The 24,232-nt window shown below is 65.8% G+C and carries 22 protein-coding genes; 8 read left to right on the top strand and 14 right to left on the bottom strand.

The genetic code is table 11. The features are described from left to right. Window positions 1-76: 76 nt before the first annotated feature. Window positions 77-4,345: an Ig-like domain-containing protein gene (locus tag AC07PE_RS26590; protein ID WP_498770258.1), complete on the top strand. Its 4,269-nt coding sequence runs from the start codon at window positions 77-79 to the stop codon at window positions 4,343-4,345. On the opposite strand, the gene AC07PE_RS26585 is transcribed toward AC07PE_RS26590, so the two are convergent. From AC07PE_RS26585 to gshB, 8 genes are all read right to left on the bottom strand, one after another. After that, a complete protein-coding gene (locus AC07PE_RS26585; RefSeq protein ID WP_498770256.1) occupies window positions 4,346-5,284 on the bottom strand; it encodes a pseudouridine synthase in 939 nt (312 codons plus the stop codon). Then, complete coding sequence (locus AC07PE_RS26580; protein WP_498770254.1) at window positions 5,268-6,167, bottom strand: M48 family metallopeptidase; 900 nt, start codon at window positions 6,165-6,167, stop codon at window positions 5,268-5,270. Before AC07PE_RS26580 ends, AC07PE_RS26585 begins: the two co-directional genes overlap by 17 nt. A gap of 65 nt (window positions 6,168-6,232) precedes the next feature. Next, entirely contained in the window at window positions 6,233-6,850 is a 618-nt protein-coding gene (gene metW, locus AC07PE_RS26575) for a methionine biosynthesis protein MetW (protein ID WP_498770252.1), read from the bottom strand. After that, on the bottom strand, window positions 6,847-7,968 hold the full coding sequence (gene metX, locus AC07PE_RS26570; protein ID WP_498770250.1) for a homoserine O-succinyltransferase MetX: 1,122 nt from the start codon (window positions 7,966-7,968) through the stop codon (window positions 6,847-6,849). Before metX ends, metW begins: the two co-directional genes overlap by 4 nt. Window positions 7,969-8,013: 45 nt before the next feature. Beyond that, window positions 8,014-9,780 carry a phosphoenolpyruvate--protein phosphotransferase gene (ptsP, locus tag AC07PE_RS26565; RefSeq protein ID WP_498770248.1) on the bottom strand — a complete coding sequence of 589 codons (1,767 nt, stop codon included), beginning with the start codon at window positions 9,778-9,780 and terminating at the stop codon, window positions 8,014-8,016. A gap of 45 nt (window positions 9,781-9,825) precedes the next feature. Next, a complete protein-coding gene (locus AC07PE_RS26560; RefSeq protein WP_230020193.1) occupies window positions 9,826-10,095 on the bottom strand; it encodes an HPr family phosphocarrier protein in 270 nt (89 codons plus the stop codon). 36 nt (window positions 10,096-10,131) lie between these two features. After that, complete coding sequence (locus tag AC07PE_RS26555; protein WP_498770245.1) at window positions 10,132-10,536, bottom strand: PTS sugar transporter subunit IIA; 405 nt, start codon at window positions 10,534-10,536, stop codon at window positions 10,132-10,134. Between the two features lies 1 nt (window position 10,537). Then, on the bottom strand, window positions 10,538-11,485 hold the full coding sequence (gene gshB, locus AC07PE_RS26550; protein WP_498770243.1) for a glutathione synthase: 948 nt from the start codon (window positions 11,483-11,485) through the stop codon (window positions 10,538-10,540). A gap of 194 nt (window positions 11,486-11,679) precedes the next feature. Here gshB and AC07PE_RS26545 point away from each other — a divergent pair, with 194 nt between their 5' ends. Further along, window positions 11,680-12,495, top strand: a complete 816-nt coding sequence (locus AC07PE_RS26545; protein WP_498770241.1) for a class I SAM-dependent methyltransferase — start codon at window positions 11,680-11,682, stop codon at window positions 12,493-12,495. Here AC07PE_RS26545 and gshA read toward each other — a convergent pair. The 4 genes from gshA to AC07PE_RS26525 form a co-directional block, all read right to left on the bottom strand. After that, the gene (gene gshA, locus AC07PE_RS26540) at window positions 12,398-13,699 is read right to left on the bottom strand and encodes a glutamate--cysteine ligase (protein WP_230020180.1); all 1,302 of its coding nucleotides are present in this window, start codon (window positions 13,697-13,699) and stop codon (window positions 12,398-12,400) included. The genes AC07PE_RS26545 and gshA overlap by 98 nt on opposite strands. 133 nt (window positions 13,700-13,832) lie before the next feature. Further along, window positions 13,833-15,317 (bottom strand): ammonium transporter, encoded by a 1,485-nt coding sequence (locus AC07PE_RS26535; RefSeq protein WP_498770301.1) that lies wholly within the window; start codon window positions 15,315-15,317, stop codon window positions 13,833-13,835. 82 nt (window positions 15,318-15,399) lie between these two features. Further along, window positions 15,400-15,738, bottom strand: a complete 339-nt coding sequence (locus AC07PE_RS26530) for a P-II family nitrogen regulator (RefSeq protein WP_230020178.1) — start codon at window positions 15,736-15,738, stop codon at window positions 15,400-15,402. A gap of 12 nt (window positions 15,739-15,750) precedes the next feature. Next, window positions 15,751-16,503, bottom strand: coding sequence for a TorF family putative porin (locus tag AC07PE_RS26525; protein ID WP_498770238.1), 753 nt, complete (start codon window positions 16,501-16,503; stop codon window positions 15,751-15,753). Between the two features lie 273 nt (window positions 16,504-16,776). Between AC07PE_RS26525 and AC07PE_RS26520 the strand changes: the two genes are divergently transcribed. Further along, on the top strand, window positions 16,777-17,028 hold the full coding sequence (locus AC07PE_RS26520) for an accessory factor UbiK family protein (protein WP_498770236.1): 252 nt from the start codon (window positions 16,777-16,779) through the stop codon (window positions 17,026-17,028). A gap of 9 nt (window positions 17,029-17,037) precedes the next feature. On the opposite strand, the gene AC07PE_RS26515 is transcribed toward AC07PE_RS26520, so the two are convergent. Next, window positions 17,038-17,334, bottom strand: coding sequence for a hypothetical protein (locus AC07PE_RS26515; RefSeq protein ID WP_498770234.1), 297 nt, complete (start codon window positions 17,332-17,334; stop codon window positions 17,038-17,040). An 88-nt stretch (window positions 17,335-17,422) separates the two neighbouring features. Here AC07PE_RS26515 and AC07PE_RS26510 point away from each other — a divergent pair, with 88 nt between their 5' ends. From AC07PE_RS26510 to AC07PE_RS26490, 5 genes are all read left to right on the top strand, one after another. Continuing rightward, complete coding sequence (locus AC07PE_RS26510) at window positions 17,423-18,937, top strand: YifB family Mg chelatase-like AAA ATPase (protein ID WP_498770232.1); 1,515 nt, start codon at window positions 17,423-17,425, stop codon at window positions 18,935-18,937. Between the two features lie 54 nt (window positions 18,938-18,991). After that, window positions 18,992-19,513, top strand: a complete 522-nt coding sequence (locus tag AC07PE_RS26505; protein WP_498770230.1) for a hypothetical protein — start codon at window positions 18,992-18,994, stop codon at window positions 19,511-19,513. A gap of 9 nt (window positions 19,514-19,522) precedes the next feature. Beyond that, on the top strand, window positions 19,523-20,257 hold the full coding sequence (locus AC07PE_RS26500) for an ABC transporter ATP-binding protein (RefSeq protein ID WP_498770228.1): 735 nt from the start codon (window positions 19,523-19,525) through the stop codon (window positions 20,255-20,257). Then, on the top strand, window positions 20,254-21,804 hold the full coding sequence (locus AC07PE_RS26495; protein WP_498770226.1) for a putative ABC transporter permease subunit: 1,551 nt from the start codon (window positions 20,254-20,256) through the stop codon (window positions 21,802-21,804). Before AC07PE_RS26500 ends, AC07PE_RS26495 begins: the two co-directional genes overlap by 4 nt. Before the next feature lie 91 nt (window positions 21,805-21,895). Next, entirely contained in the window at window positions 21,896-22,237 is a 342-nt protein-coding gene (locus AC07PE_RS26490) for a DUF1840 domain-containing protein (protein ID WP_498770224.1), read from the top strand. A 13-nt stretch (window positions 22,238-22,250) separates the two neighbouring features. Here AC07PE_RS26490 and AC07PE_RS26485 read toward each other — a convergent pair whose 3' ends face one another. Next, window positions 22,251-23,993, bottom strand: coding sequence for a diguanylate cyclase domain-containing protein (locus AC07PE_RS26485; RefSeq protein WP_498770223.1), 1,743 nt, complete (start codon window positions 23,991-23,993; stop codon window positions 22,251-22,253). Window positions 23,994-24,232: the final 239 nt, after the last annotated feature.

Here is a 24,232-nt window from a genome sequence, read left to right as displayed (position 1 = left end):
CGTTCGTTAAGCTTGCTTGGTGGAATTTTTTATTTCCACCACCTTATTTATCCCGCCCGCCGCGCGAACGACCGTCATGACAACTACCACTCTCCCGCCGATCCTGCAGTCCGCCACCCCGACCGTCATCGCAGGCGGCATGAGCATCGACCTCGTGTTCAACACCGCGATGGCGGCCGGCAGCGGCACGATTTACATCACCGACGGCGCGGTGCAAACCGTGATCGACCGCGCCACCGGCCAGCCGGCCATGCGCGTGGTCGGCGCCACCGACACCCACACGATTGCCGCGTCCAGCGTCAGCGTCGACGGCGTCCATGTGAAGCTGAACGTGGCCGGTTTGCTGCCCGATCACAGCTACAGCATCGTGATGGGCAATGGGGTGCTGGTGTCGAGCGAGCACGTGGCCTTCGGCGGGGTGCGTTCCACCACGCAGCTCAAGTTCACCACCGCTCCCGCACCGGACAGCGGCGCGCCGACCCTGGTCTCGCACGAGATCGACAGCAGCCTGCTTAAGGCCGGCGGCAGCCTGCAGGTCACGCTGGTGTTCTCGGAGCCGGTGAACGGGCTGACGGCCGACGCCCTCGGCGCGCCGAACGCCGCCGTGAGCACCCTGGTGCCGGTCGGCGACGGCCACAGCTGGGTGGCGACCCTGGTGCCGTCCGGCGCGGCCGAACAGCCGGCCAACGTCCTCACCATCGACATGAGCAAGGTCCACGACGCCGCCGGCAATGCCGGCAAAGGCATCAGCAACGTGGCCAGCTATTCGGTCGACACCAAGGGGCCGGCCGCCGGCATCGCGCTGGACGGCGCCGACCTGTCGTCGGGTCATGACATCGTGGCCACCGTCAGCTTCTCGGAAGCGGTCAAGGGCCTGGACGCGGCGGCGCTGCAGGCCGGGCACGCATCCATCACGAACATCAGCGGCAGCGAAGACGGCAAGACCTGGAAAGTCACGCTGCACGGCGACGGCGCCACCACCGCCGCCGGCGAGGTGCTGAAGCTCGACCTCGGCAAGGTCGCCGACCTGGCCGGCAACCTCGGGAGCGGCACGGTCGCTTCAAGCGCCTATGCGGTCGACACCCAGGGTCCGTCGAGCGCCACGATCGTCCTCGACGGCAGCCTGCTCAAGACCGGCGGCACGGTCGGCGTCACCTTCAGCTTCTCGGAAGCGATCAAGGAGCTCCCGGCCAGCGCGATCACCGCGCCGCATGCCGTCATCAACGGCCTGGCGAGCAGCGACGGCGGCCGCACCTGGACCGGCACGCTGACGGCAAGCGACCCGAATACCTCGAGCGGCAACACGATCAGCGTCGACCTGAGCAAGCTGCAGGACCTGAAGGGCAATGCCGGCAGCGGCAGCGCGGTCTCCAGCGCCAGCTATGCGATCGATACGGTGGGGCCGGCGGTAGCCGACATCCAGCTGAACGGCAGTTCGGTCTCGACGAACGACGGCGTCGAAGTCACGATCAAATTCTCCGAAAAGGTGAGCCTGGGCGCGGACGCCATCCAGGCGCCGAACGCGACCCTGCTCGGCCTGAGCACCAGCGACGGCGGCCTGACCTGGAAGACCATCCTGCGTCCCGGCGCCAGCCCGGTCGAAGCCGGCGGCAACAAGCTGTCGATCGACATGAGCAAGGTGCACGACGTGGCGGGCAACGCCGGCAGCGGCAGCGTGAACGCCGCGCAGACCTACGACGTCGATACCATCGGGCCGAGCGCGAGCATCAGCCTGGATGGCAGCGAACTGCTGAACGGCGGCGGCATCGGCATGAAGATCGTGCTGTCCCAGAAAGTTGCGGACATCGCCGGCATCCTCGACGTGCCGAGCGCCACCCTGCTCGACACCTTGAAGACCGCAGACGGCGGCTTGACCTGGACCGCGACCCTGTCGACCTCCCTGTACGTGGTCGATGCCGTCAATGCGGTCACGCTCGACCTCCGCGGCATCCACGATGCGCATGGCAACGCGGGCGGTCTCGTCACATCGGCCAACTACACGGTCGACGGCACGGTGCAGGCTTATGTCGGCCATGACATCGACATCAATGACTGGCGCTCGCCGGATCTGAGTGACCACGTCAGCAACGAGGCATTCCAGTCCTTCCATGGCACCCTGTCCGCTGCGCTGACAACGGACCAGCAGGTGATGCTGTCGATTGACGGCGGCGCGGAATTCAAGGCAAGCATCGACGGCAGGTCCTGGTACGACGGCCAGGACAGCATGCATTTCGCGGACGGGGTCCACACGATCTCGGCGCGCGTGGTCGACGGCACCCACCACAGCGCCAGCTTTACGCAGAGCTTCACGATCGATACCGCGGCGCCGACGATGCTGAGCTCACCCGACGGCGCCTCCGGCAGTGCAAGCGACGACCTGGTATTCACCTTCGACGAGGCGATGTACCTGATTGCAAGCGAGGGTTCGCCCTTCTATTTCACCGATGCGGAAGGCCACACGGGCGGCGTCTATATCAAAAACAGCGATTTTTCCGCAGACCGCCACACCCTGACGATCTCCGCTGCGGAACATGGATTCGCACCGGGCAAGGATTACACGATCGAGCTGTCGAGTAATATCACCGACCTGGCCGGCAATGCGATCGCCAACCTGAAGCCCATGCATTTCCGTACCTCGGGCGTCGATACGCTGGCGCCGAGCGCGCTGTCGGCAGCTTCGCTGATCTCGTCCGGCATCTATGGCATCGGCAAGGAAATCGACATCGCCGTTTCGTTCAGCGAAGCAGTGCAGAAGGCCGGCAGCGGCACCCCGACCCTGCGCCTGACGAACAATGGCCTGGCGACCTGGGATCACACCAGCGCGGATGGCCGCACGGTTTATTTCAAGTATGTCGTCGGCGCCAACGGCGAAGACGATACCCACGGTTCGGACTCGCTCGCCCTGGTCAACAGCGCGGATCTGGTCGGCCACGTCAGCGACCTGGCGGGCAATCTGCTGGATGCCGCCCATATCAGTTTCTCGGGCCTCGACATTCCCTATGTCGACGGCTACGGCCACCACGATTCCGGCGGCAAGATCCAGATCGACGCCCATGCCAGCCCCGCGCCCAGCGCGCCAATACTGGCGGCCGCCAGCGACACCGGTGCAGCCGGCGACAACCTGACCAGCCTGCACACGCCTGGCTTTACCGGCAACGGCGCGGCAAGCTACGCCAGGGTCAAGCTGTTCGACGAGAACGGCACCCTGCTTGCCCAGACCTCGGCCAATGCCGACAACACCTGGACGATGTCGGCAAGCGACTGGCTGGACGGCAAATCCCTGGCCGACGGCACGCACCAGCTGACCGTCAAGCAGTACGACGGCGCCAACAACGAAAGCCCGGCCTCCGCGGCGCTGACGCTGAAGGTCGATTCGACGATCGCGACGGCCACCGTCACCCTGCGCAGTAGCGACGTCAAAGGCAGCGCCGACGGCGACCTGCTGACCAATGCGAGCAAGCCGACCTTCGTCGGCACCGGAGAAGCCGGCGCCAACGTCGTCGTGTGGGACGGCAGCACCATCGTCGGCCAGACCACCGTCGGCGCGGACGGCAGCTACTCGGTGATCTCCCTCTACAACCTGGCGCTAGGGCAGCATACCCTGACCGTCGAACAGACCGACCTGGCCGGCAACAACAGCCCACGTTCGGCTTCGCAATGGGTGAACTTCCGGATCGACTTCATCGAACCGGACGCGCCGGGCAAGCCGGTGCTGGCGGCCGCCAGCGACAGCGGCGCCTCGGACAGCGATGGCCTGACGAAGGAAACCAAGCCGCTGATCGGCGGCACCGCAAGCGAAGCCGGCGGCACCGTCAACATCTACGACGGCGCCACGCTGATCGGCACCACCACGGTAGGCAGCGACAAGAAATGGTCGTTCACGGTCGGCAGCCAGCCCGAGAAGCTGGCGGCCTTCGCCCCTGGCGAACACTCGCTGACGGTCAAGCAGGTCGACGCCTACGGCAACGTGAGCGCGGCGTCGGCGCCCCTGGCGATCACGGTCGACACCGCCGCGCCGACCTTCGCTATCGCGCCGGACTTCCACGATTTGAAGACCTGGGCCGCTCTCGTCTTCAACGAAAAGATCGAGTTCACCGGCGCCGGTTCGATCGACGTGCTGGACGCCGGCGGCGTCGTGCTCGGCCATTACACGGCCGGCGTGCACACCAACTGGGCGATCGTCGCCAACGACAGCGACGTGGCAGACACCGTGCTGGAACTCGACCTGGGCAGCGGCATCTATGGCCCGCTGCACCTGCAGGTCAACGGCGCGACCGTGGTCGACCTGGCCGGCAATGCTGCGGTCATCGGCAGTCCGAACTTCACGATCCCCATCCCGAGCTGATCAGGCGGGCCAGTCCAGATCCCGCTCGCTGGTGAAGCTGCGTGCTTCGCCGGTGAGCGGATCCTCGAAGGCAATCGAGCGCGCCAGCAGCTGCAGCGGGTTGGAAAAATCGTCGCCCTTGCAGGGCAGCGCCACCGGATAGAAGGCGTCGTTCAGGATAGGCACGCCCAGCGAGGCCATGTGCAGGCGCAACTGGTGCTTGCGGCCGGTGTGCGGATGCAGGCGGTAGCGGGCCAGCGGGCCGCGGCGTTCGATCAGCTCCACCAGGGTCTCCGAATTCGGCTCGCCCTCTTCCTCTTTCATGACGAAGAACTTCTCGCCGTCGACCATGCGGCTGCGGTAGGTGAAGGGGAAGTCGCGCCCCTCCAGCACCGGCGCCAGCGCCTCGTAGGTCTTGCGGATGACGCGCTTCTGGAACATCGACTGGTAGGTGCCGCGCGTCTCGATGTTGTGCGAGAAGATCACGACGCCGGCGGTCTCGCGGTCGAGCCGGTGGATGGGCGTCAGGTGCGGCAGGGCGAAGCGGCGCTTCAGGCGCACCAGCAGGGTCTCGCGCAGGAAGCGCCCGGTCGGGATCATCGGCAGGAAGTGAGGCTTGTCGACCACCAGCAGGTGCCGGTCCTGGAAAATGATGTGCTCCTCGAAGGGAATCGGCGTCTCTTCCTCGAGCTCCCGGTAGTACCAGATGCGCATGCCCTGGCGCACATGGCTGTCCACATGCAGGCGCTCACCCTTCGCATCGACCACGTCGCCGCGCGCCAGGCGCTCACGCCAGGGCGGGCCGCCGACCTCGGCAAAGCGCTCCTCGAGGAAGGCCAGCATGCCCCCGGGCCGGGTCTCGGTGATCCACAGATAGCTGGGGGCGACGCCGTCGCGCACCGGCAGCGGGACGACAGCGTTGGCTTCGGCCTGGTGGCCTTTTCTAACGAAGCGCGACATTACTGCGATAAGCCGGCAGCCGGTCGGCCGTCGTGCCTTTGCTACGCGCATACAGCGGCAGCAGGACGTTCATGTGGTTCTGTATCTGCTCGATGCGATTCTCGCCGCCCGGGTGGGTGGACAGCAGGTCGATCGGCGCGCCGCGCTGGTTCAGGGCTTCCATCTTGTTCCACAGGGCGATGCCGGCGCGCGGGTCGTAGCCGGCGCGCGCGGCGATGTCGAGGCCGACCAGGTCGGCTTCGCGTTCTTCGTCGCGCGAGAATTTCAGGACGTACAGCTGGCCCGCCGTATTGGCCAGGCCGCGCAGGTCGTAGCCGGTGTAGGCAGAGATCGCGGCGCCGACTAGCGAAGAAAACACGCCCGTGGTGGTCGCCTTGGCCTGGCGGTCGCGCCCGTGCTCGCGCAGCGCGTGCGCGATTTCGTGGCCCATCACGGCCGCGATCTCGTCGTCGGTGAGTCTGAGCTTGTCGATGATGCCGGTGAAGAAAGCGATACGGCCGCCCGGCATGCAGAAGGCGTTCACCTGGTCTGATTTGAGCAGGTTGACCTGCCATTTCCACTGCTGCGCGTCCTGGTTCCAGCGCGTGGTGTGCGGGATGATGCGCTGGGCGATGGCGCGCAGGCGCTTGACCTGCGGGTCAGTGGCCGGCACAAGCACTCCCTTCTGCTGGGCCTGGCCCAGAAGCGCAGTGTATTGCTGGGCGGCCGCCTTGTCCATCTCGCCTTCCGGCGCCAGTGCGTCGCGCAGCCAGCCGCCTTTCAGCGGCTTGACCGCAATGCCGTCCTGCACCACCTGGCCCTTCTGGCCGCGATCCTGGGCCGGCGCCGCCTGCACGATGCCGCACAAAGCCAGCACGGCCAATGTCTGCCTGAACTTGTTCATGGTCGTCTCCGATGCAGATAGCTGTCATTACGCCGCATCATACACAAGCATACCCACGCACACCGTTAGGTAACGACCAGATCCTTCTTGCGCAGCCTGAACACCGCCAGGCTGCCGCGCAGGTTCGGCAGGAAGGACACCACCTGGCCCTCGGCCAGCGCCACATATTCCAGCACTTCCAGCCCGCATTTCTCGGCCAAGTCCTTGAAATCGTGGATCGTTGCGTAGCGCACGTTGGGCGTGTCGAACCACTGGTAAGGCAGGGAGCGCGAGACCGGCATGCGGCCTTTCAGCAGCGCCACCCGGTGCGGCCAGTAGGCGAAGTTCGGGAAGGACACGATGGCTTCCTTGCCGACGCGGACGATGTCGCGCAGGCGCGCCTCGACGTGCTGCATCATCTGCAGCGAGGACAGGCACAGCACCATGTCGAAGGCGTCGTCGCCGAACAGGTCCAGGCCCTGCTCCATGTCGTGCTGGATCACGTTGATGCCGCGGCGGGTAGACTCCAGGACCTTGTCGTCGGCGATCTCGACGCCATAGCCGGTGCAGCGCTTGCCGCGTTCCAGGTAGCGCAGCATGGCGCCGTCGCCGCAGCCGACGTCCAGCACGTGCGCGCCTTCCTTGACCCAGTGGGTGATGAAAGCCAGGTCGGGGCGCAGGGTGTTCAGGTCTTCGTATTTCATGCGGCCTCCCCGTGCGCGCCCTCTTCCCAGATGCGGTCGTAATACGCGCGCACGATGTCCATGTAGCGCTTGTCCTCGAGCAGGAAGGCATCGTGGCCGTGCGGCGCGTCGATCTCGGCGTAGCTCACCTTGCGGCGGTTCTCCAGCAGGGCCTCGACGATCTCGCGGCTGCGTTCCGGCGAGAAGCGCCAGTCGGTGGTGAAGGATGCGATCAGGTAGTGAGCCCTGGTGTTCGCCAGCGCCTTGGCCAGGTTGCCGCCGTGTTCGCGCGCCGGGTCGAAATAGTCGAGCGCCTTGGTGATCAAAAGGTAGGTGTTCGCATCGAAGTATTCGGAGAACTTGTCGCCCTGGTAGCGCAGGTAGGACTCGATCTCGAAGTCGACGCCGAAGTCGAATTTGTAGTCGTTGGTCTCGGCGGCATTGCGCAGCTTGCGGCCGAATTTTTCCGCCATGTCGTCGTTCGACAGGTAGGTGATGTGGCCGACCATGCGCGCCACTTTAAGGCCGTTGCGCGGCACGACGCCGTGTTCATAAAAGTCGCCGCCGCGGTAGTCCGGGTCGGTCAGGATGGCCTGGCGCGCGACGTCGTTGAAGGCGATGTTCTGGGCCGAGAGTTTCGGCGTCGAAGCGATCACGATGCAGTGGCGCAAGCGCTCGGGGAACATGATGCTCCAAGCCAGCGCCTGCATGCCGCCCAGCGAACCGCCCATCACGGCGGCGAATTGTTCGATGCCGAGGCGTTCGGCCAGGCGCGCCTGGGCCGCGACCCAGTCTTCCACCGTCACCACCGGGAAGGCGGCGCCGTAGGGTTTGCCGGTGGCCGGGTTGGTGTGCATCGGACCGGTCGAGCCGAAGCAGGAGCCGAGGTTGTTGACGCCGATGACGAAGAAGCGGTCGGTGTCGACCGGCTTGCCGGGACCGACCATGTTGTCCCACCAGCCGGCGCTCTTGGCTTCGCCCACGTAGTGGCCGGCCACGTGGTGCGAGGCGTTCAGCGCGTGGCAGATCAGCACCGCGTTGGACTTGTCGGCGTTCAGCGTGCCATAGGTTTCGTACATCAGCGTGTAATCGCCGATGGATGCGCCGCTTTGCAGGCGCAGCGGTTCGGCGAAGTGCATCGCCTCGGGTGAGACTATTCCAATCGATCCCATGAGCTTCTTGTTTTACAGGGTTTGCAGCTGCTCGACGGCTTCAGCGATAGCGCTTGGCTCCATCGTGCGCAGGATGCGGCGGGTGCGAGGGCCCAGCACCGCGAGGTCGCTGGCGAGGATCTCCTGCTTCACGGCCAGCAGCTGGGCCGGATGCATCGAGAATTCGCGCAGGCCCATGCCGAGCAGCAGGCGGGTCAGCTTGATGTCGCCGGCCATCTCGCCGCACACGGCCACGTCGATGCCCGCCTTGCGGCCGGCGTCGATGGTCATCGAGATCAGGTGCAGCACGGCCGGGTGCAGCGGATTGTACAGGTGCGCCACCTCATAGTCGACGCGGTCGATGGCCAGCGTGTACTGGATCAGGTCATTCGTGCCGATCGACAGGAAGTCCATGCGCTTGACGAACATCGGCAGCGCCAGCGCAGCGGCCGGGATCTCGATCATGGCGCCGACCTCGATCGCTTCGTCGAACTTGATGTTCTGCTCGCGCAGCTGGGCCTTGGCCTGTTCGATCATGTTCAGCGACTGGTCGATCTCGAAGGCATGCGCCAGCATCGGGATCAGGATCCGCACCTTGCCGAAGGCGGAAGCGCGCAGGATCGCGCGCAGCTGGGTCAGGAACAGCTGCGGTTCGGCCAGGCAGTAACGGATCGCGCGCAGGCCGAGCGCTGGGTTCAGCGCCGTGTGCTCGGTCGGGTCGAGCGGCTTGTCGGCGCCCACGTCCAGCGTGCGGATCGTCACCGGGCGGCCCTTCATCGCCAGCACCGCCTTGCGGTACTGCTCGAACTGCTCGTCCTCGCCCGGCACCCGCAGGCCCGCATTGCCGATCCCGCTGCGGCCCATGAACAGGAACTCGGAACGGAACAGGCCGACGCCCACCGCGCCCGCATCCAGCGCCGGCGCGCAGTCGTCCGGCAGCTCGATGTTCGCCAGCAGCGTGACCGGGGTGCCGTCCTTGGTGATGGCCGGGGTCTTCTTGAGCTTCAGCAGGCGCTTGCGGGCCTTCAGCAAGGCGGCCTGGCGCGCGCGGTACTGGGCCATCACCAGCGCGCTCGGATTGCAGATCACCACGCCGGCATCGCCGTCGACGATCACCCAGTCGTCCTGCTCGATCAGGCGCGAGGCCTGGCTCATGCCGACCGCCGCCGGGATGTCCAGGCTGCGCGCGACGATGGCCGTATGCGAGTTCTGGCCGCCGACGTCGGTCACGAAGCCGACGAAGGAGCGGTCGCGGAAGGCCAGCATGTCGGCCGGCGAGATGTCGTGGGCGACCACGATCATCTGCGGCTGGAATTCGTCCTCGCCCGCGGGCTTGGCCGGCGGCGCGGCCAGCGCGGTGCCCATCAGGACCTTCAGCACGCGCTCGGCGACCTGCTGGATGTCCTGCTTGCGCTCGCGGAGGTATTCGTCCTCGATCTCGTCGAACTGCGCGGACAATTCGTCGATCTGGGTCACCAGCGCCCACTCGGCGTTGTAGTGGCGGCTGCGGATGATGTCGAGCGGGGCTTCGGAGATCATCGGGTCCGACAGGATCAGCACGTGGACGTCGATGAAGGCGCCCAGTTCGGTCGGCGCGTCCTTGGGCAGCTCGGTCCATAAATCCTGCAAGGCCCGATGCACTTCCGTGATCGCGCCTTGGAGACGGCGCACCTCGGCCTCGACCTGCTCTTCCGGCACCAGGTAGTGCTTGACGTCGAGCGCGGCCGGCGTGAGCAGGTGCGCGCGCCCGATCGAGATCCCGCGCGAGACCGGAATGCCATGCAGTGTGAACGATGCCATCGATATTCCTGGATGGAAGCGGCCGCCTCGGGAGTCCGGCATTACTTATTCGCCTTCGCCGAACTTGTCGTTGATGAGAGCAGTCAGGCCGGCCATGCATGCCTCCTCGTCCGGTCCGTCCGCTTCCAGCGTCACCTTGGCGCCCTTGCCTGCGGCCAGCATCATCACGCCCATGATGGACTTGGCGTTGATGCGGCGCCCGTTGCGGGTGAGCCAGACGTCGCTCTGGAACTTGGCGGCCAGCTGGGTGAATTTGGCGGAGGCGCGTGCATGCAGGCCCAGCTTGTTGATGATCTCGAGTTCCTGCTGAATCATGTTGTCGTTGTCGTCTCGTTGGTCGATGAGGTGTCGTCAGGTACCTACGCGGATCCGGTTATCCACCCGCACGGCGCCGTTCTGCGCGCCCGCCAGCGCCATCTCGACCACCACGTCGAGCGTGTCGCGGCGGTAGGTGATAGCGCGCAGCAGCATCGGCAGGCTGATGCCGGCGATGATTTCCACGCGGCCCGCCTCGGCCAGCGTGTTGCAGCAATTGGACGGCGTACCGCCCTTGATGTCGGTGATGACCAGCACGCCGTCGCCTTCGTCCAGGCGCTGGATGGCCTCAATCGCGAGGCGGTTGACCTCGACGGTATCCTGGTCCGCGGTCACGTCGATCGCCTCGAAGCGCTCGGTGGGGCCGCGGAATACGTGCGCGACCGCCGCGATGAATGCCTGACCCAGCGGTGCGTGGGTCATCAGCAGAATGCCTACCATGTCATTTCCTGTTAGCTGCTTTCTCGACGGCGTCGATGAACATCGCGGGCACATCGAAACCGGTCTGGTCGGTGATCTCCTGGAAGCAGGTGGGGCTGGTGACATTCACCTCGGTCAGGAAATCGCCGATCACATCCAATCCTACCAGCAACAGGCCACGCTCGGCCAGTGTGGGGCCGATGGCTTCCGCGATCTCGCGCTCGCGATCGGAAATCGGCTGGGCCACGCCGACCCCGCCGGCGGCCAGGTTGCCGCGCACTTCCCCGCCCTGCGGGATGCGCGCCAGCACGAAGGGCACCGGCTTGCCGTCGATGACCAGCACCCGCTTGTCGCCCTTGACGATGGCCGGGATGTACTTCTGGGCCATGATGGTGCGGGCGCCGTTGTCGGTCAGGGTCTCGATGATGGAGCCCAGGTTCAGGCCGTCGTCCTTGATGCGGAAGATGCCGGCGCCGCCCATGCCGTCGAGCGGCTTGAGGATGACGTCGCCGTGCTCGGCGTGGAAGGCGCGCAGGCGCGTACCCGAGGACGTCACCAGGGTCGGCGAGGTGAACTCGCTGAACTGGCCGATCGCCAGCTTCTCGTTGTGGTCGCGGATCGCCGAGGGCTTGTTGAACACGCGCGCGCCCTGGCGCTCGGCCAGTTCCAGCAGATAGGTGCCGTAGACGTATTCCATGTCGAAGGGCGGATCCTTGCGCTGGATGACGGCGTCGAACTCGGACAGGCGCATGGTGTCGGCCTGGCCCGCGCGGTACCACTCGTCGGGATCGCCGGTCAGCTCGATCTCGACCACGTCGGCGGTCACCACACCCTGCTCCAGCACCATGTGGCGCTGCTCGAAGGCGTAGATCTGGTGGCCGCGGCGCGCCGCCTCCCGCATCATCGCGAAGGTCGAGTCCTTGTAAATCTTGAATCCGGACAGCGGGTCGGCGAGAAAAGCGATTTTCATGTTGGTTCCAGTCGGGACAATGCATCGATTTTAGCCGGAAACGCAGATTCTCGCGGAAAGCCGGCCAGGAGCGCAGGGCCTCCCGGTCCGGCCGATTCTCATTGGCAAAAATGCATTTATTCGGACCGCATTTGCGGCCTCTCAAGCGCATAAAAGGACGGCTTGGGGATCATGGCCTGCGAGGAGGACGGGCGATGAGCGACCAGGTCGAGCAGGAACGCATCAAGCAGGTTTATCGCCAGTGGCACGGTGGCGCCGCGCTGGCCCGCTATGCCTGGCACCGGCCGGAAGTCGTGAGCCAGCAGGCGGCGCGTTCGCGAGTGCTCGCGCGGCTGCTGGCGCGCACGCTGGGCCCGGATTTGTCGAGCGCGCGGGTGCTCGACGTCGGCTGCGGCAATGGCCGCTTCCTGCGCCAGCTGATCGACTGGGGCGCCACGCCGGGCCACCTGGCCGGCACCGAGCTGCAGCAGGACCGCCTCGAACACGCACGCCTGCACACGGCGCCCGGGGTGCGCTGGCACCTGGGCCAGCTGGATGCGTTTCCCGACAATAGCGTCGACCTCGTGAGCGCCCATACCGTGTTTTCGTCGATCCTGGACGAAGACACGCGCCGTGCGCTCGCCGCGGAAATGTGGCGGGTACTGCGGCCGGGCGGCTGGACCATGATCTTCGACTTCCGCTACAGCAATCCGCGCAACAAGAACGTCCGCAAGGTGACGGACGTCGAGCTGCTGCGCTTCTGGCCGGCCGAGCAGCGGCATTACTGCAGCCTGATGCTGGCTCCGCCGCTGAGCCGGGCGATGTCGCGCCTGCCCTGGCTGATCCCGGAACTGCTGTCCGCCTGCGTGCCGCTGCTGCGCTCGCACTTCGTTTACATGGCCCGCAAGGAGCCGCCCGAAGTGCGGCGCAGGATCAATAAATCTCCGGATCCGGATCCGTCCGTTCCATCTCCAGCGACGCCGCCAGCAGCGCCAGACGCGCCACCACGCCATACACATAGAAGCGGTTAGGCGCCGCCGTGCCCGGCTTGGCCTTCAGGTCCGGCACCGCATGCTGCTGGGAGAAGGCCAGCGGCACGAACTGCGAGCCCGGCGCATTCAGGTTCTGGTCGACGCCGCGTTCCGCGTGCACGCGGTAGAAGCCGCCGACCACGTAGCGGTCGATCATGTACACGACCGGCTCGGCCACCGCGTCGTTGATCGATTCGAAGGTCGGCACGCCTTCCTGGATCAGCACGTCGGTGACGGTGACGCCGTCCTTGATGACCGACATCTTGTTGCGCTGCTTGCGGTTCAGGTCCTTGATCTCGGAAGCGTCCTTGATCGTCATGATGCCCATGCCGTAGGTGCCGGCATCCGGCTTGACGATGACGAAGGGCTTCTGGTCCTTCATCCCGTATTCCTTGTACTTCTTCTTGATCTTGGACAGCAGGGCCGACACGCTGTCGGCCAGCGCTTCCATGCCGATGTCTTCCTGGAAGTTCACCTCGCCGACCTTGCTGTGCAGCGGATTCACCATCCATGGGTCGATGTCGATCAGCTTGCCGAACTTCTTTGCCACTTCGTCGAAGGCCTTGAAGTGGTTGCTCTTGCGGCGGATCGCCCAGCCCGCATGCACCGGCGGCAGCAGCGACTGCTCGTGGATGTTCTCCAGGATCGAAGGGATGCCGGCCGACAGGTCGTTGTTCAGCAGGATGGTGCAGGGGTCGAAGTCGGCCAGGCCGACGCGGCGGCCATTCGGCGAACGCACCAGGGGCTCGACCACCAGCATGTTCCCGTCGGGCAGCGCCAGCGGGGTCGGCTGGGTCACTTCCGGCGACAGCGAACCGAGGCGCACGTGCAGGCCGGTCTGGCGGAAGATCTGCATCAGGCGCTGCACGTTCTGCAGGTAGAAGGGGTTGCGGGTATGGCTTTCCGGGATCAGGAGCAGGTTGCGCGCGTCCGGACAATACTTGTCGATGGCCGCCATGGCCGCCTGCACCGTCAGCGGCAGCATCTCGGTGGAGAGGTTGTTGAAGCCGCCCGGGAACAGATTGGTATCCACCGGCGCCAGCTTGTAGCCCGCGTTGCGCAGATCCACCGAGCAGTAGAACGGCGGCGTATGCTCCTGCCACTCGAGGCGGAACCAGCGCTCGATGGCGGGGGTCGCTTCGAGAATCTTCTTTTCGAGGTCCAGCAGGGGACCGTTGAGGGCTGTGGCAAGGTGGGGAACCATGGTGACGTCCTTGGGGCTTCTTAGCGATGTGGGAAATGCAACATGAGGGCAGGCTGGCCCTTTTTAAAGTCCAATTATCCCATCGGAAATAAAAAAGCGCCCCGCAGGGCGCTTTTTGCGACGTCGGGATCAATCAGGAATGATATGCCGATTCGCCGTGGCTGGTAATGTCCAGACCCTCGCGTTCCTGGTCTTCCGGCACGCGCAGGCCGATCACGATGTCGACCAGCTTGTAGGCGATGATGGAAACCACCGCCGACCAGATGATGGTGGTGCCGATCGCCTCGGCCTGCACCAGCACCTGGCTGGCGATCGAGTACGGGTCGGCCGACATCTTGTTGGTGGTGTAGTCGAAGATGCCCTGCCCGCCCAGCTGCGGCGCCGCGAACACGCCGGTCAGCAGCGCGCCCAGGATGCCGCCCACGCCGTGCACACCGAACACGTCCAGCGAGTCGTCGGCGCCGATCAGGCGCTTCAGGCCGTTCACGCCCCACAGGCAGACCACGCCGGCCACCAGGCCGATGATCAGGCCGCCCATCGGACCGACATAACCGCAGGCCGGGGTGATGGCGACCAGACCGGCCACCGCACCCGAGGCGCCGCCCAGCATCGACGGCTTGCCCTTGGTGACCCACTCGCCGAACACCCACGACACGGTGGCTGCGGCGGTTGCCAGCAGGGTGTTGATGAAGGCCAGCGCGGCGACGTCGCCCGCTTCCAGCGCCGAGCCGGCATTGAAGCCGAACCAGCCCACCCACAGCATCGAGGCGCCGATCATGGTCATGGTCAGCGAGTGCGGGGCCATGTGCTCACGGCCGTAGCCGATGCGCTTGCCGATCATGATCGCACCGACCAGGCCGGCGACGGCGGCGTTGATGTGGACCACGGTACCGCCCGCGAAGTCGAGGGCGCCCTTCTGCCACAGCCAGCCGGCTTTGGCGGTCTCGGTGGCCAGGGTTGCGGCATCCTTGATCGCATCCGGGCCGGTCCAGAACCAGACCATGTGGGCCACCGGCAGGTAGCCGAAGGTGAACCACAGCACCATGAAGCCCAGCACGGCCGAGAATTTGGCGCGCTCGGCAAAGGCGCCGACGATCAGGCCGCAGGTAATGGCGGCGAAGGTGCCCTGGAAGGCAACGTAGATGAACTCAGGAATCACCACACCCTTGCTGAAGGTGGCGGCGGTCGAGAAGGTGGCCTTGGCCGGGTCCCAGATGCCGCTCAGGAAGGCGCGGTCGAGGCCGCCGAAGAAGGCGGTCTTTTCCGTGAACGCGATCGAATAGCCGTAGATGCACCACAGTACGATGATGACGGCGAAGATCATGAAGACCTGCAGCAGCACCGACAGCATGTTCTTGGAGCGCACCAGGCCGCCGTAGAACAGGGCCAGGCCCGGGATCGTCATCATGATCACCAGCAGGGTGGCGACGAACATCCAGGCAGTGTCGCCCTTCTGCGGGGTCGGTGCAGCGGCCGGGGCTGCTTCGGCGGCCGGGGCGGCTGCCGCTGCTGCTGCGGGCGCCGCCGGAGCTGCCGCGGGTGCGGCGACGGCGGCATCGGGTGCGGCGGCCGTTGCGGTGGCTGCCGGCGCGGCCGGCTTGGCGGCATCCTGGGCCATGGCCGGCAGCGAACTGCCCAGCGCCAGGGCGACGGTGAAGCCTGCGATCAGTTTTGTCATTGTGCGAATCATCGGGTTCCCCTTACAGCGCATCGTTGCCGGTTTCGCCGGTACGGATACGGATTACCTGCTCCAGACTGGAGACGAAAATTTTGCCGTCACCGATCTTGCCGGTGCGAGCCGCGCTCTGGATCGTGTCGATCACCTGGTCGACGATGGCGTCGTCGACCGCCGCCTCGATCTTGGTCTTCGGCAGGAAGTCGACCACGTATTCGGCCCCGCGATACAGCTCGGTATGGCCTTTCTGGCGCCCGAAACCTTTCACTTCGGTCACCGTAATACCCTGGACATTCAGCTCCGACAGGGCCTCGCGGACCTCGTCGAGCTTGAAGGGTTTGATGATGGCGGTGATCATTTTCATGCGATTGCCTCTTCAGAAAGTTTTTGAAACGGACAGCAGGGCCGCGGACTTCCCGAGGTTCTCTCCGGATGGGCTCAGGTAGCCGCTGGTATTGGCCTTGATATAGGAAAGCGCGACCGAGCACACGCCCAGGTCCTTGGTCACGCCGACCTTGTAGTCGGTATAGGAAAACGCGCCGTTGTGGCGGACTTCCTGGTGGCCCGCGTGCAGGTTCAGCACGAAGCCGCCGCCGACGTCGACATTGGCGCCAATGTCGAGGTAGCCGCTGCCCTTGCTGTCGGCGGTGCCGAACAGGTTGGTCAGCGAGTGCGAATACTTGATGTAGGCCGGACCGTAGCCCAGCTGGCCGTACAGCTCGAAGGTGTTGGCGTTCGGGTGCAGGCCGTTATCGGGGTAGAAGTAGTACAGGCCGCCGACGTCGTAGGTGATGTCCGCGCTCAGGTTGCCGCGCTTGCCGGCGTAGATGTCCCACTCGATGTTGCCGCTGCCACCCAGGTCCTTGGTCCACTTGATGGTGGACAGCCAGGTGCCCACGTACACACCGGTCGGGTTGTGCACGTAGTCGGCGCCGCCCTGCAGAGCCGGATCGAGACGGCTCTGCGACAGGCCGCGGTAACGATAATCGCTCGTCAGCGCCGCGTTGTAACTCACTTCATGTTCCGGTTTCTGCTCCTGTTCCTGTGCGCCGGCCAGCCCAATGGACAGGCTCCATACGCCTGCCGTCACGATCACGATCTGCTGCCACTTGCTGTTTCGACGCTTCATACGACACTCCCTTATCAATGAACTTGGACCTGATGGGTTTACAATCCGAACTCGCGTCCCGGTTTTTGTATGTTGTATGCTTGCTTTAGCAGGATGCGTGCCACCCCTGAATGAAATGACAAGGCTTGTATTCCCGGGCCGCGTCCCCATTCTTGGGATGCAAAAAATGACAACGACGCCGCAGGCGCGTGCGCCATGCGGGTGCACGCACTAAATCAGCGATGTACGCACAAAAAAAGTGCGCACATCGTGGTGCGGCCACTATGAATAGAGATGGATATGAATAATTTCTTAAACGACCTGCAGGGCAGGATCAACCAGGCGATAGAGAATTCGCCGGCCAAGGACATCGAACGCAATGTGAAGGCCATGATGACCCAGGGCTTCTCGAAGCTGGACCTGGTGACGCGCGAAGAATTCGACATCCAGGCCCAGGTGCTGGCCAAGACCCGCGCCAAGCTGGAGGCGCTCGAAGTGCGCGTGGCGGAACTGGAAGCGAAGCTGGCGGCGGAGCAGAAGGTCTGAGTTGCAGCTTTAGCGCAGGCGGAAGCGCAGCGCGAGCCGCCACAGGGCGAACAGGGCAGCCCCGCCCAGGCTCACGCCGCTGGCGATGCCCAGCATGACGCCGACGGGATTGCCCAGGCGGGCATCGTCGGCCACGAAGACGAGAACGGCGGCCAGCGCCAGCTGCGCCAGCCATACGTAACGCAGCGGCCGCAGGGCCGCGACATCCCCTCCCCGCCTGAACCGGAGCGCGACATACAGCACCGGACCGCACAGCAGGCAGAACAGCAGCGCCACGACGACGCAGGTCAGGATTAGTTTCGGCATCCCGGCACTATACACATTTGGCCGCTCTCAACAATCGCAGGCCGCCCAACGCTCACCATCTGCAAGTCTTCATCCCGACAGGATCGTCATGAGTCTTGCAGTACTGCGCAGCCGGGCGCTGGCCGGCATGGACGCGCCATCCGTCAGTGTCGAAGTACACCTGGCCAACGGTTTGCCCGGCCTGGCCATCGTCGGCCTGCCGGACGCCGAGGTGCGCGAATCCAAGGACCGGGTCCGGGCCGCGCTGCAAAATTCCGGCTTCGAGCTGCCGAACCGGCGCATCACGATCAATCTGGCGCCGGCCGATCTGCCCAAGGAATCCGGCCGCTTCGACCTCCCGATCGCGCTGGGCATCCTGGCGGCCTCGGAGCAGATCCCATCCGAAGGCCTGGACCGCTACGAATTCGCCGGCGAACTCTCCCTGTCGGGCGAACTGCGCCCCATCCGCGGCGCGCTGGCGATGACCTTTGCCATGCACCGCAGCGCGGACGGCGCCAGACGCGCCTTCGTGCTGCCCCACGCCAACGCGGATGAAGCGGCGCTGGTGAGCGAGGCCGCCATCTACCCGGCGCGCACCCTGCTGGAGGTATGCGCCCACTTCGCCGCCCAGGCCGATGACGCCCGCCTGGCGCGCCACCGTCCACCGCAAGCACTGGCCGCGCCCAGCTATCCCGACTTCGCGGACGTAAAAGGCCAGCAGCACGTCAAGCGTGCGCTCGAGATCGCCGCGGCCGGGCTGCATTCGGTCTTGATGGTCGGTCCGCCGGGCACCGGCAAGAGCATGCTGGCGTCGCGCTTTCCCGGCCTGCTGCCGCCCCTGAGCGATGAGGAGGCGCTGGAGTCGGCGGCGATCCAGTCGCTGGCCGGGCGCTTTTCGATCGAGCGCTGGCGGCGCCGGCCCTTCCGCAGCCCGCACCACACCAGCTCGGGCATGGCCCTGGTCGGGGGCGGCGGGGTGCCACGCCCGGGCGAGATCTCGCTGGCGCATCACGGCGTGCTGTTTCTGGATGAACTTCCCGAATTCAGCCGCCACGTGCTGGAAGTACTGCGCGAGCCGCTCGAATCCGGCCACATCACGATCTCGCGCGCGGCGCGCCAGGCCGACTTTCCCGCCAGCTTTCAATTGATCGCGGCGATGAATCCCTGCCCCTGCGGCTGGCTGGGCCACCCGTCCGGCAAATGCCGCTGCAGCCACGATGCCGTACTGCGCTACCAGGACAAGATTTCCGGCCCCCTGCTCGACCGCATCGACCTGCAGGTGCCGGTGTCGGCGATGGCGCCGGAATCGATGGCGGCCCAGGCCGACGGCGAACCCAGCGAGGCCATCGCCGAGCGCGTGACGCGGGCCCAGGCCATCCAGCTGGCGCGCCAGGGCAAGGTCAACCAGCGCCTGGCAACGCGCGAGATCGACCGTCATTGCGAACTCGACGACGCCGCCGAGCAGTTGCTACGCAACGCGATGCGCCACCTGCACTGGTCGGCGCGGGCCTACCACCGGGTGTTGAAGGTGGCGCGGACGATTGCCGACCTGGCGGATGCGCAGCGGGTGAAGGCGGAACATGTGGCCGAGGCGATCCAGTACCGGCGCGGGCTCGTCGATTAAATATTTGCAACTTTTTTACTGGCCGACGGCGTGGGGCGCTGCTACCATCGCCCTATGAAAATCCGTCTCTTGTCGCCGGTCCTTTTCCTCCTGCTCGCCAGCGCCCTGCTGGCCGCCTGCAGCCCGAAATACAACTGGCGTGACTATTCCAGCCCGGATGCGCCCTACAAGGTCACCTTCCCGGCCAAGCCGGCCAGCTTCACCCGCAGCATCGACCTCGACGCCATGCAGGTCAGCATGACGATGACGGCGGCCGAAGTCGACGGCGCGACCTTTGCGGTCGGCTCGGCCGAGGCGCCGGACGAGGCGCGCGCCAGGGCCGCGCTGCCGGCCATGATGAAGGCGCTGCTGCGCAATATCGGCGCCGGCGATACGGACGGCAAGTTCCACACCGACGCCAGCGGCAAGACGACTGGTGACGTTGACGCCACCGGCAGCACCAATGGCATGCCGGTGCGGCTGGTCGGCCATTTCGAAGCGCGCGGCAAGCGCTTCTACCAGGTGATCGTGCTCGGCAAGGCAAACGCCGTACCGCCCGAGCAGGTCGAGCAGTTTCTTACTTCCTTCAGTCTCTGACTCTCAGCCATGATCGACGATACCCCAGCATTGCAGCTGCGCGACCTGCGCAAGTCTTTCGGCCGCCCGGCCGTCGACGGCATCAGCCTGAGCGTCAGGCGCGGCGAGCTCTACGCCCTGCTCGGCCCGAACGGCGCCGGCAAGACCACCACCTTGCGCATGGTCACCGGCCTGCTGGCGCCGGATTCCGGCCAGGTCGAGGTGCTGGGCATCGACCTGGCCGCCAACCCCTCCGCGGCCAAGCAGAAGATGGCCTATCTGCCGGACGACCCGATGTTGTACGGTAAGCTCAAACCCACCGAATACCTGGAATTCGTCGCCGGCCTGTGGGGCATCGCGCCCGAGGATGCCGAGCCGCGCGCACGCCATCTGCTCGACTGGCTCGACCTGTCCAAGCACGCGCACGAGCTGACCGAAGGCTTTTCGCGCGGGATGAAGCAGAAGCTGGCGCTGGCCGGCGCCCTGATCCACGAGCCCGAGCTGCTGATCCTGGACGAGCCCCTGACCGGCCTCGACGCCGCCGCTGCGCGTCAGGTGAAGGATCTGCTGGTCTCCCACGTCGCCAAGGGCGGCACGGTCATCCTGACGACCCACATCCTCGAAGTGGCCGAACGCCTGGCCCAGCGCATCGGCATCATCCGCCAGGGCCGCCTGATTGCGGAAGGCACGCTGGCCGAGCTGCGCGAGCGCACCCTGGGCGGCAGTTTGGAAGACGTGTTCCTGCAGCTGACGGAGCAGGCATGAAGGCGCGGCCGGGCTCAAGCCGCTGGCTGCTGCGCCACGAGCTGCGGATGGCCTGGTACGGCGCTGCCATCAATGCGGGCGGACGGCGGCGTATGAGCTGGCTCAGCATCTCGGTGTGGGCGCTTGCATGGATCCTGCTGCACGTGGGCGCTTTCCTGGTCCTGCGCACGCTGCCGGCGGGTGCCATGGATCCGCGCATGGCCATCATCGCCACGGTGGCGGTAGCGGCGATCGCCACCTTCATGCTCTCCAGCTCGCTCAAGGCCAGCGTGCTGGCCCTGTTCGAGCGCGGCGACCTGGACCTGCTGCTGTCCTCGCCGCTGCCCACGCGCAGCATCTTCACGGTACGCCTGCTGGGCGTGATCCTGGCTTGCGCCTCGCTCTACCTGTTCCTGTTCGGGCCGCTGGTCCACGTCGGCCTGGCGCTGGGCCAGGTCCGCTGGGTAGGCGTGTACGTCACGATCGCGACGACTTCCACCTTGATGGCCTGTCTCGGCATGCTGCTCACGCTGGCGCTGGTGCGCGTGCTGGGCGCGCGCCGCACCCGCGTACTGGCCCAGGTGCTGGGCGCCATCGCCGGCGCCCTGCTGTTCCTGCTGTCGCAGTCGTTTTCGTTTTTATCCCAGACGATGGCGTCGGGCGCCGCCGAACGCACGGCTAACCGTCTCATGCGCTCGCCCCTGTTCGCACCGGACAGCCCGCTGTGGCTGCCCGGCCGCGCGGTGCTCGGCGACCCGCTGCCGACGCTGGGCATGGCCGTGCTGGGCATCGCCGCCTTCGCGCTGACCGTCGGCCGCACCCACCGCTTCTTCGTGCACGGCCTGCAGCAGGCGGCCAGCACCTCGCGCGCATTGGGCAAGCCGGCCGGCGAGATGCGCCTGCGCTTCCGGCGCAGCCTGTTCGACGCCGTCGTCGTCAAGGAATGGCGCCTGATCGCGCGCGATCCGCATTTGATCTCGCAGGTGCTGCTGCAGCTGGTCTACCTGGCGCCGCTGCTGTTCCTGATCCTGCAGAAGAACGATGCGCCGGGCCCTGCGCTCGGCGCCGGCCTCGCCCTGCTCTGCAGTTCCCTGACCGGCGGGCTGGCCTGGATCGTGGTCGCCGCCGAGGATGCGCCGGACCTGCTGCAATCGTCGCCGGCAGCCGGGCGCACGATCGCACTGGCCAAGCTGGCCGCCTCGGTCATGCCGCCGCTGCTGCTGGTCGCCCTGCCGCTGCTGTGGCTGACGCTGCGCGCGCCGCTGGCCGGGCTCCTGATCGGCTTTGCGGTGGTGGCGGCGGTGCTGAGCGCCGCGTTGATCGTCAAATGGCAGGCGCGTCCGGGGAAGCGCAGCGATTTCAAAATGCGCGGCAAGGAAAACTTCCTGTGCTCGATGTTCGAACTCGTGAACACGCTATGCTGGGGCGGTATGGGCTGGCTGCTGATAACGATGACGGCCGAGCAAGGCAGCGCGGCCGGCTCGACCGCCCTGATGGCGGCAGGGGCGATGGCCGCCGCCCTGTTGACGCTGCTGCTGGCCTGGGTGATGCGGCGGCGTGAGACTTAAGCGCTCTCTAAGGCTAAAGTGACGCTGCGCACCGACGTCTTGCTGCCAGTCGTGTTATCGTTTGGTTACTAAATGATTGAACGAGACAACTATGTTAATCACATTTAAATCGAAAGCCTATCCCAACGTCCTGATGTACCAGGAACACGCCAAGCGCATCCTGGACCTGCTGGACAAGGACCCGGAGCGTGGCGTCATCACGGCTGCGGAAGCGCCGAAAGCGGTGCAACTGCTCGAGCATGAGATCGACGAGAGCCGCAAGCACCAGGCCACGGACGAGGTCGAGCAGGACGTCAAGGCCCATGCCGGCGACGCCGAGGATACCGATCACGAGCCGGCCGAAGTCGTGACCTTCTCGACCCGCGCCTATCCTCTGCTGGAAATGCTGCGCGCCGCACGCGACCAGGGCAGCGACATTCTCTGGGGCGTCTGAGCCCGGCAGTGTCCTAGCGCGCTGCGGCGGACATGGCTTGCGCCTCCGCCGGCGCCAGCGCGATTCGGCCCTTGCCCTTGCGCTTGGCCTCGTACATGGCCTGGTCCGCGCGGGCCAGCAGGCGCGCCGGATCCGGCGTCTGGTCCGGCATGTGCAGGGCCACCCCGACGCTGGCTCCCACTTGCACGCTGCCGCTGCCCAGGGTATAGGGATGGGAGAGCTGGGCCAGCAGATGATCCGCCTTGGCGGCGGCATCCGACTCGTCGCTCAGCAGCTCCAGGATCACCACGAATTCATCGCCGGCCAGGCGGGCCGCCATGTCGGTCTCGCGGATGCTGCGCAGGATGCGGCTGCTGAACTGGCGCAGCAGCTCGTCGCCGTCTTCGTGTCCGCGGGTATCGTTGACCTGCTTGAAGCCATCCATATCGAGGAATAGCACCGCGCAGGGACGTTGCGCCCGGTTCGCGCGGGCTATCGCTTCCGGCAAGGCTTCCATCAGGGCGCGGCGGTTCGGCAGGCCGGTCAACATGTCGCGCATCAGCAGGCCCTGGAGCTCGGCGGTGCGGGCCGCCACGGTGTCCTCCAGATGGGCATTCATCTCTTCCAGCGCGCTGCGATGGCGGCGTTCGCTGCGGATCAGACCGCGCAGCGCGTCCGACAGGACCTGGGCTTCATGGAAGCTGCCGGCCTGGGGTATCGCTTCCGGCGTCGCCTGCTCCGGGACCAGGGTAATGCCTTCGATGGCGCCGCTGAGGGATTTCAGGGGCGCGGCAATACGGCGCGCCAGCAGTGCCGCCAGGCCGGCCAGCACGCCCGCCAGAAGCAGGCTGAACCACAGGGCACGGCGCTCGAAGCGGTGCGCCGAAGCCATCGCCGCTGTTTCCGTCTGACGCACCAGCACGGCCCAGTGCAGCGCCGCGCGCTCACGGCTGTGCCCGCTCAAGCTGTAGCCGGTCACATAGGTATGCCCATCCGGCCAGCGTTCCGTGATGGCGCCGGTCTTGCCCTGCAGGGCCAGGGTCAGGCTTTCGGTCGAGATGCGCTTCTCGAGCATGTCGTCGGGACCGAGCAGGACCACGCCGTCGTTGCGCACGACAATGATCTCGGCGCCGATGTCGCGTTGCGCCGGCGTCAGCAGGTCGCGCGCAAGACTGCGCGCCCAAGACCAGCTCAGGTGGATGGCGAGCACGCCGCGCAGGCGACCGTCGGTATCCCGGATCGGTCCGGCGACGTCGACGAAGCGCCACGGATCCGGCGTGCGCGGCAGCAGGTTGCCCAGCAGGACGGCGGGGTGGTAGTCGTTGGCCGTCACGCCCTGCTCGCCGGTATGGAACCATGGCCGCGCGCTGACATCGCGGTTCTCCAGCAGGCCGCCGGTTGCGGCGAAGACTTTGGCGTCGGTGTCGGCGATGCCGATCCAGGCGTAGTCGCCGAAATTGTGCTGCAGGTTCTCGAGAACCTGGCGCGCGGCGGCGGGGTCAGTGAGATGGCGCAGCTGCGGCAGGGCCGACAGCACGTAGACGTCGCGCACAGCCTGGTCGAGGGTGCGGTCGAGCGAATCGCGCATCTGCCAGGACAGCTGCTGCAGGCGTAGCCTTGCCTGTTCGGAGGCATGCTCGATCGCATAGTGGTCGACCAGCAGCAGTTGCAGCAGGACCGTGACTGCCACGGTCAGACAGGAGAACGACACCATCAATGCCGCAAGGCGCATGTGCCTCGCCCGCTTGGGTTGCGGAATGGTGTCGCTAGCAGTCATGTTGTACCTGAATTGGCAAAAGCGAAATGCTACCGTACATACGGCTCTTGGCTCCAGCAAAAAATTGCTTTTTATCAGCCCTGTGGCGGTTTTGCCTATACAGGCAGAATGCTTGATTTATTGGGCGCAGAAAAGCAAAAAGCCCGCTCAGTGTTGACTGAGCGGGCTCTGCTTAATAATTAGCCTGACGATAACCTACTTTCACACTGGTTGCAGCACTATCATCGGCGCAAAGTCGT

This window comes from Telluria sp. GW821-FHT07G12 (assembly GCF_059418525.1).
This window is presented reverse-complemented; position numbering and strand designations above follow the sequence as displayed.

What these genes read in the sequence shown, in the direction of transcription:
- metW (WP_498770252.1), bottom strand. Translation starts at nt 6,850, where the DNA reads ATGAAATACGAAGACCTGAACACCCTGCGCCCCGACCTGGCTTTCATC.
- AC07PE_RS26590 (WP_498770258.1), top strand. Translation starts at nt 77, where the DNA reads ATGACAACTACCACTCTCCCGCCGATCCTGCAGTCCGCCACCCCGACC.
- ptsP (WP_498770248.1), bottom strand. Translation starts at nt 9,780, where the DNA reads ATGGCATCGTTCACACTGCATGGCATTCCGGTCTCGCGCGGGATCTCG.
- gshB (WP_498770243.1), bottom strand. Translation starts at nt 11,485, where the DNA reads ATGAAAATCGCTTTTCTCGCCGACCCGCTGTCCGGATTCAAGATTTAC.
- AC07PE_RS26500 (WP_498770228.1), top strand. Translation starts at nt 19,523, where the DNA reads ATGATCGACGATACCCCAGCATTGCAGCTGCGCGACCTGCGCAAGTCT.
- AC07PE_RS26485 (WP_498770223.1), bottom strand. Translation starts at nt 23,993, where the DNA reads ATGACTGCTAGCGACACCATTCCGCAACCCAAGCGGGCGAGGCACATG.
- AC07PE_RS26585 (WP_498770256.1), bottom strand. Translation starts at nt 5,284, where the DNA reads ATGTCGCGCTTCGTTAGAAAAGGCCACCAGGCCGAAGCCAACGCTGTC.
- AC07PE_RS26545 (WP_498770241.1), top strand. Translation starts at nt 11,680, where the DNA reads ATGAGCGACCAGGTCGAGCAGGAACGCATCAAGCAGGTTTATCGCCAG.
- AC07PE_RS26490 (WP_498770224.1), top strand. Translation starts at nt 21,896, where the DNA reads ATGTTAATCACATTTAAATCGAAAGCCTATCCCAACGTCCTGATGTAC.
- AC07PE_RS26530 (WP_230020178.1), bottom strand. Translation starts at nt 15,738, where the DNA reads ATGAAAATGATCACCGCCATCATCAAACCCTTCAAGCTCGACGAGGTC.
- AC07PE_RS26555 (WP_498770245.1), bottom strand. Translation starts at nt 10,536, where the DNA reads ATGGTAGGCATTCTGCTGATGACCCACGCACCGCTGGGTCAGGCATTC.
- AC07PE_RS26510 (WP_498770232.1), top strand. Translation starts at nt 17,423, where the DNA reads ATGAGTCTTGCAGTACTGCGCAGCCGGGCGCTGGCCGGCATGGACGCG.
- AC07PE_RS26495 (WP_498770226.1), top strand. Translation starts at nt 20,254, where the DNA reads ATGAAGGCGCGGCCGGGCTCAAGCCGCTGGCTGCTGCGCCACGAGCTG.
- AC07PE_RS26560 (WP_230020193.1), bottom strand. Translation starts at nt 10,095, where the DNA reads ATGATTCAGCAGGAACTCGAGATCATCAACAAGCTGGGCCTGCATGCA.
- AC07PE_RS26505 (WP_498770230.1), top strand. Translation starts at nt 18,992, where the DNA reads ATGAAAATCCGTCTCTTGTCGCCGGTCCTTTTCCTCCTGCTCGCCAGC.
- AC07PE_RS26580 (WP_498770254.1), bottom strand. Translation starts at nt 6,167, where the DNA reads ATGAACAAGTTCAGGCAGACATTGGCCGTGCTGGCTTTGTGCGGCATC.
- metX (WP_498770250.1), bottom strand. Translation starts at nt 7,968, where the DNA reads ATGCACTTCGCCGAACCGCTGCGCCTGCAAAGCGGCGCATCCATCGGC.
- AC07PE_RS26515 (WP_498770234.1), bottom strand. Translation starts at nt 17,334, where the DNA reads ATGCCGAAACTAATCCTGACCTGCGTCGTCGTGGCGCTGCTGTTCTGC.
- AC07PE_RS26525 (WP_498770238.1), bottom strand. Translation starts at nt 16,503, where the DNA reads ATGAAGCGTCGAAACAGCAAGTGGCAGCAGATCGTGATCGTGACGGCA.
- AC07PE_RS26535 (WP_498770301.1), bottom strand. Translation starts at nt 15,317, where the DNA reads ATGGCCCAGGATGCCGCCAAGCCGGCCGCGCCGGCAGCCACCGCAACG.
- gshA (WP_230020180.1), bottom strand. Translation starts at nt 13,699, where the DNA reads ATGGTTCCCCACCTTGCCACAGCCCTCAACGGTCCCCTGCTGGACCTC.
- AC07PE_RS26520 (WP_498770236.1), top strand. Translation starts at nt 16,777, where the DNA reads ATGGATATGAATAATTTCTTAAACGACCTGCAGGGCAGGATCAACCAG.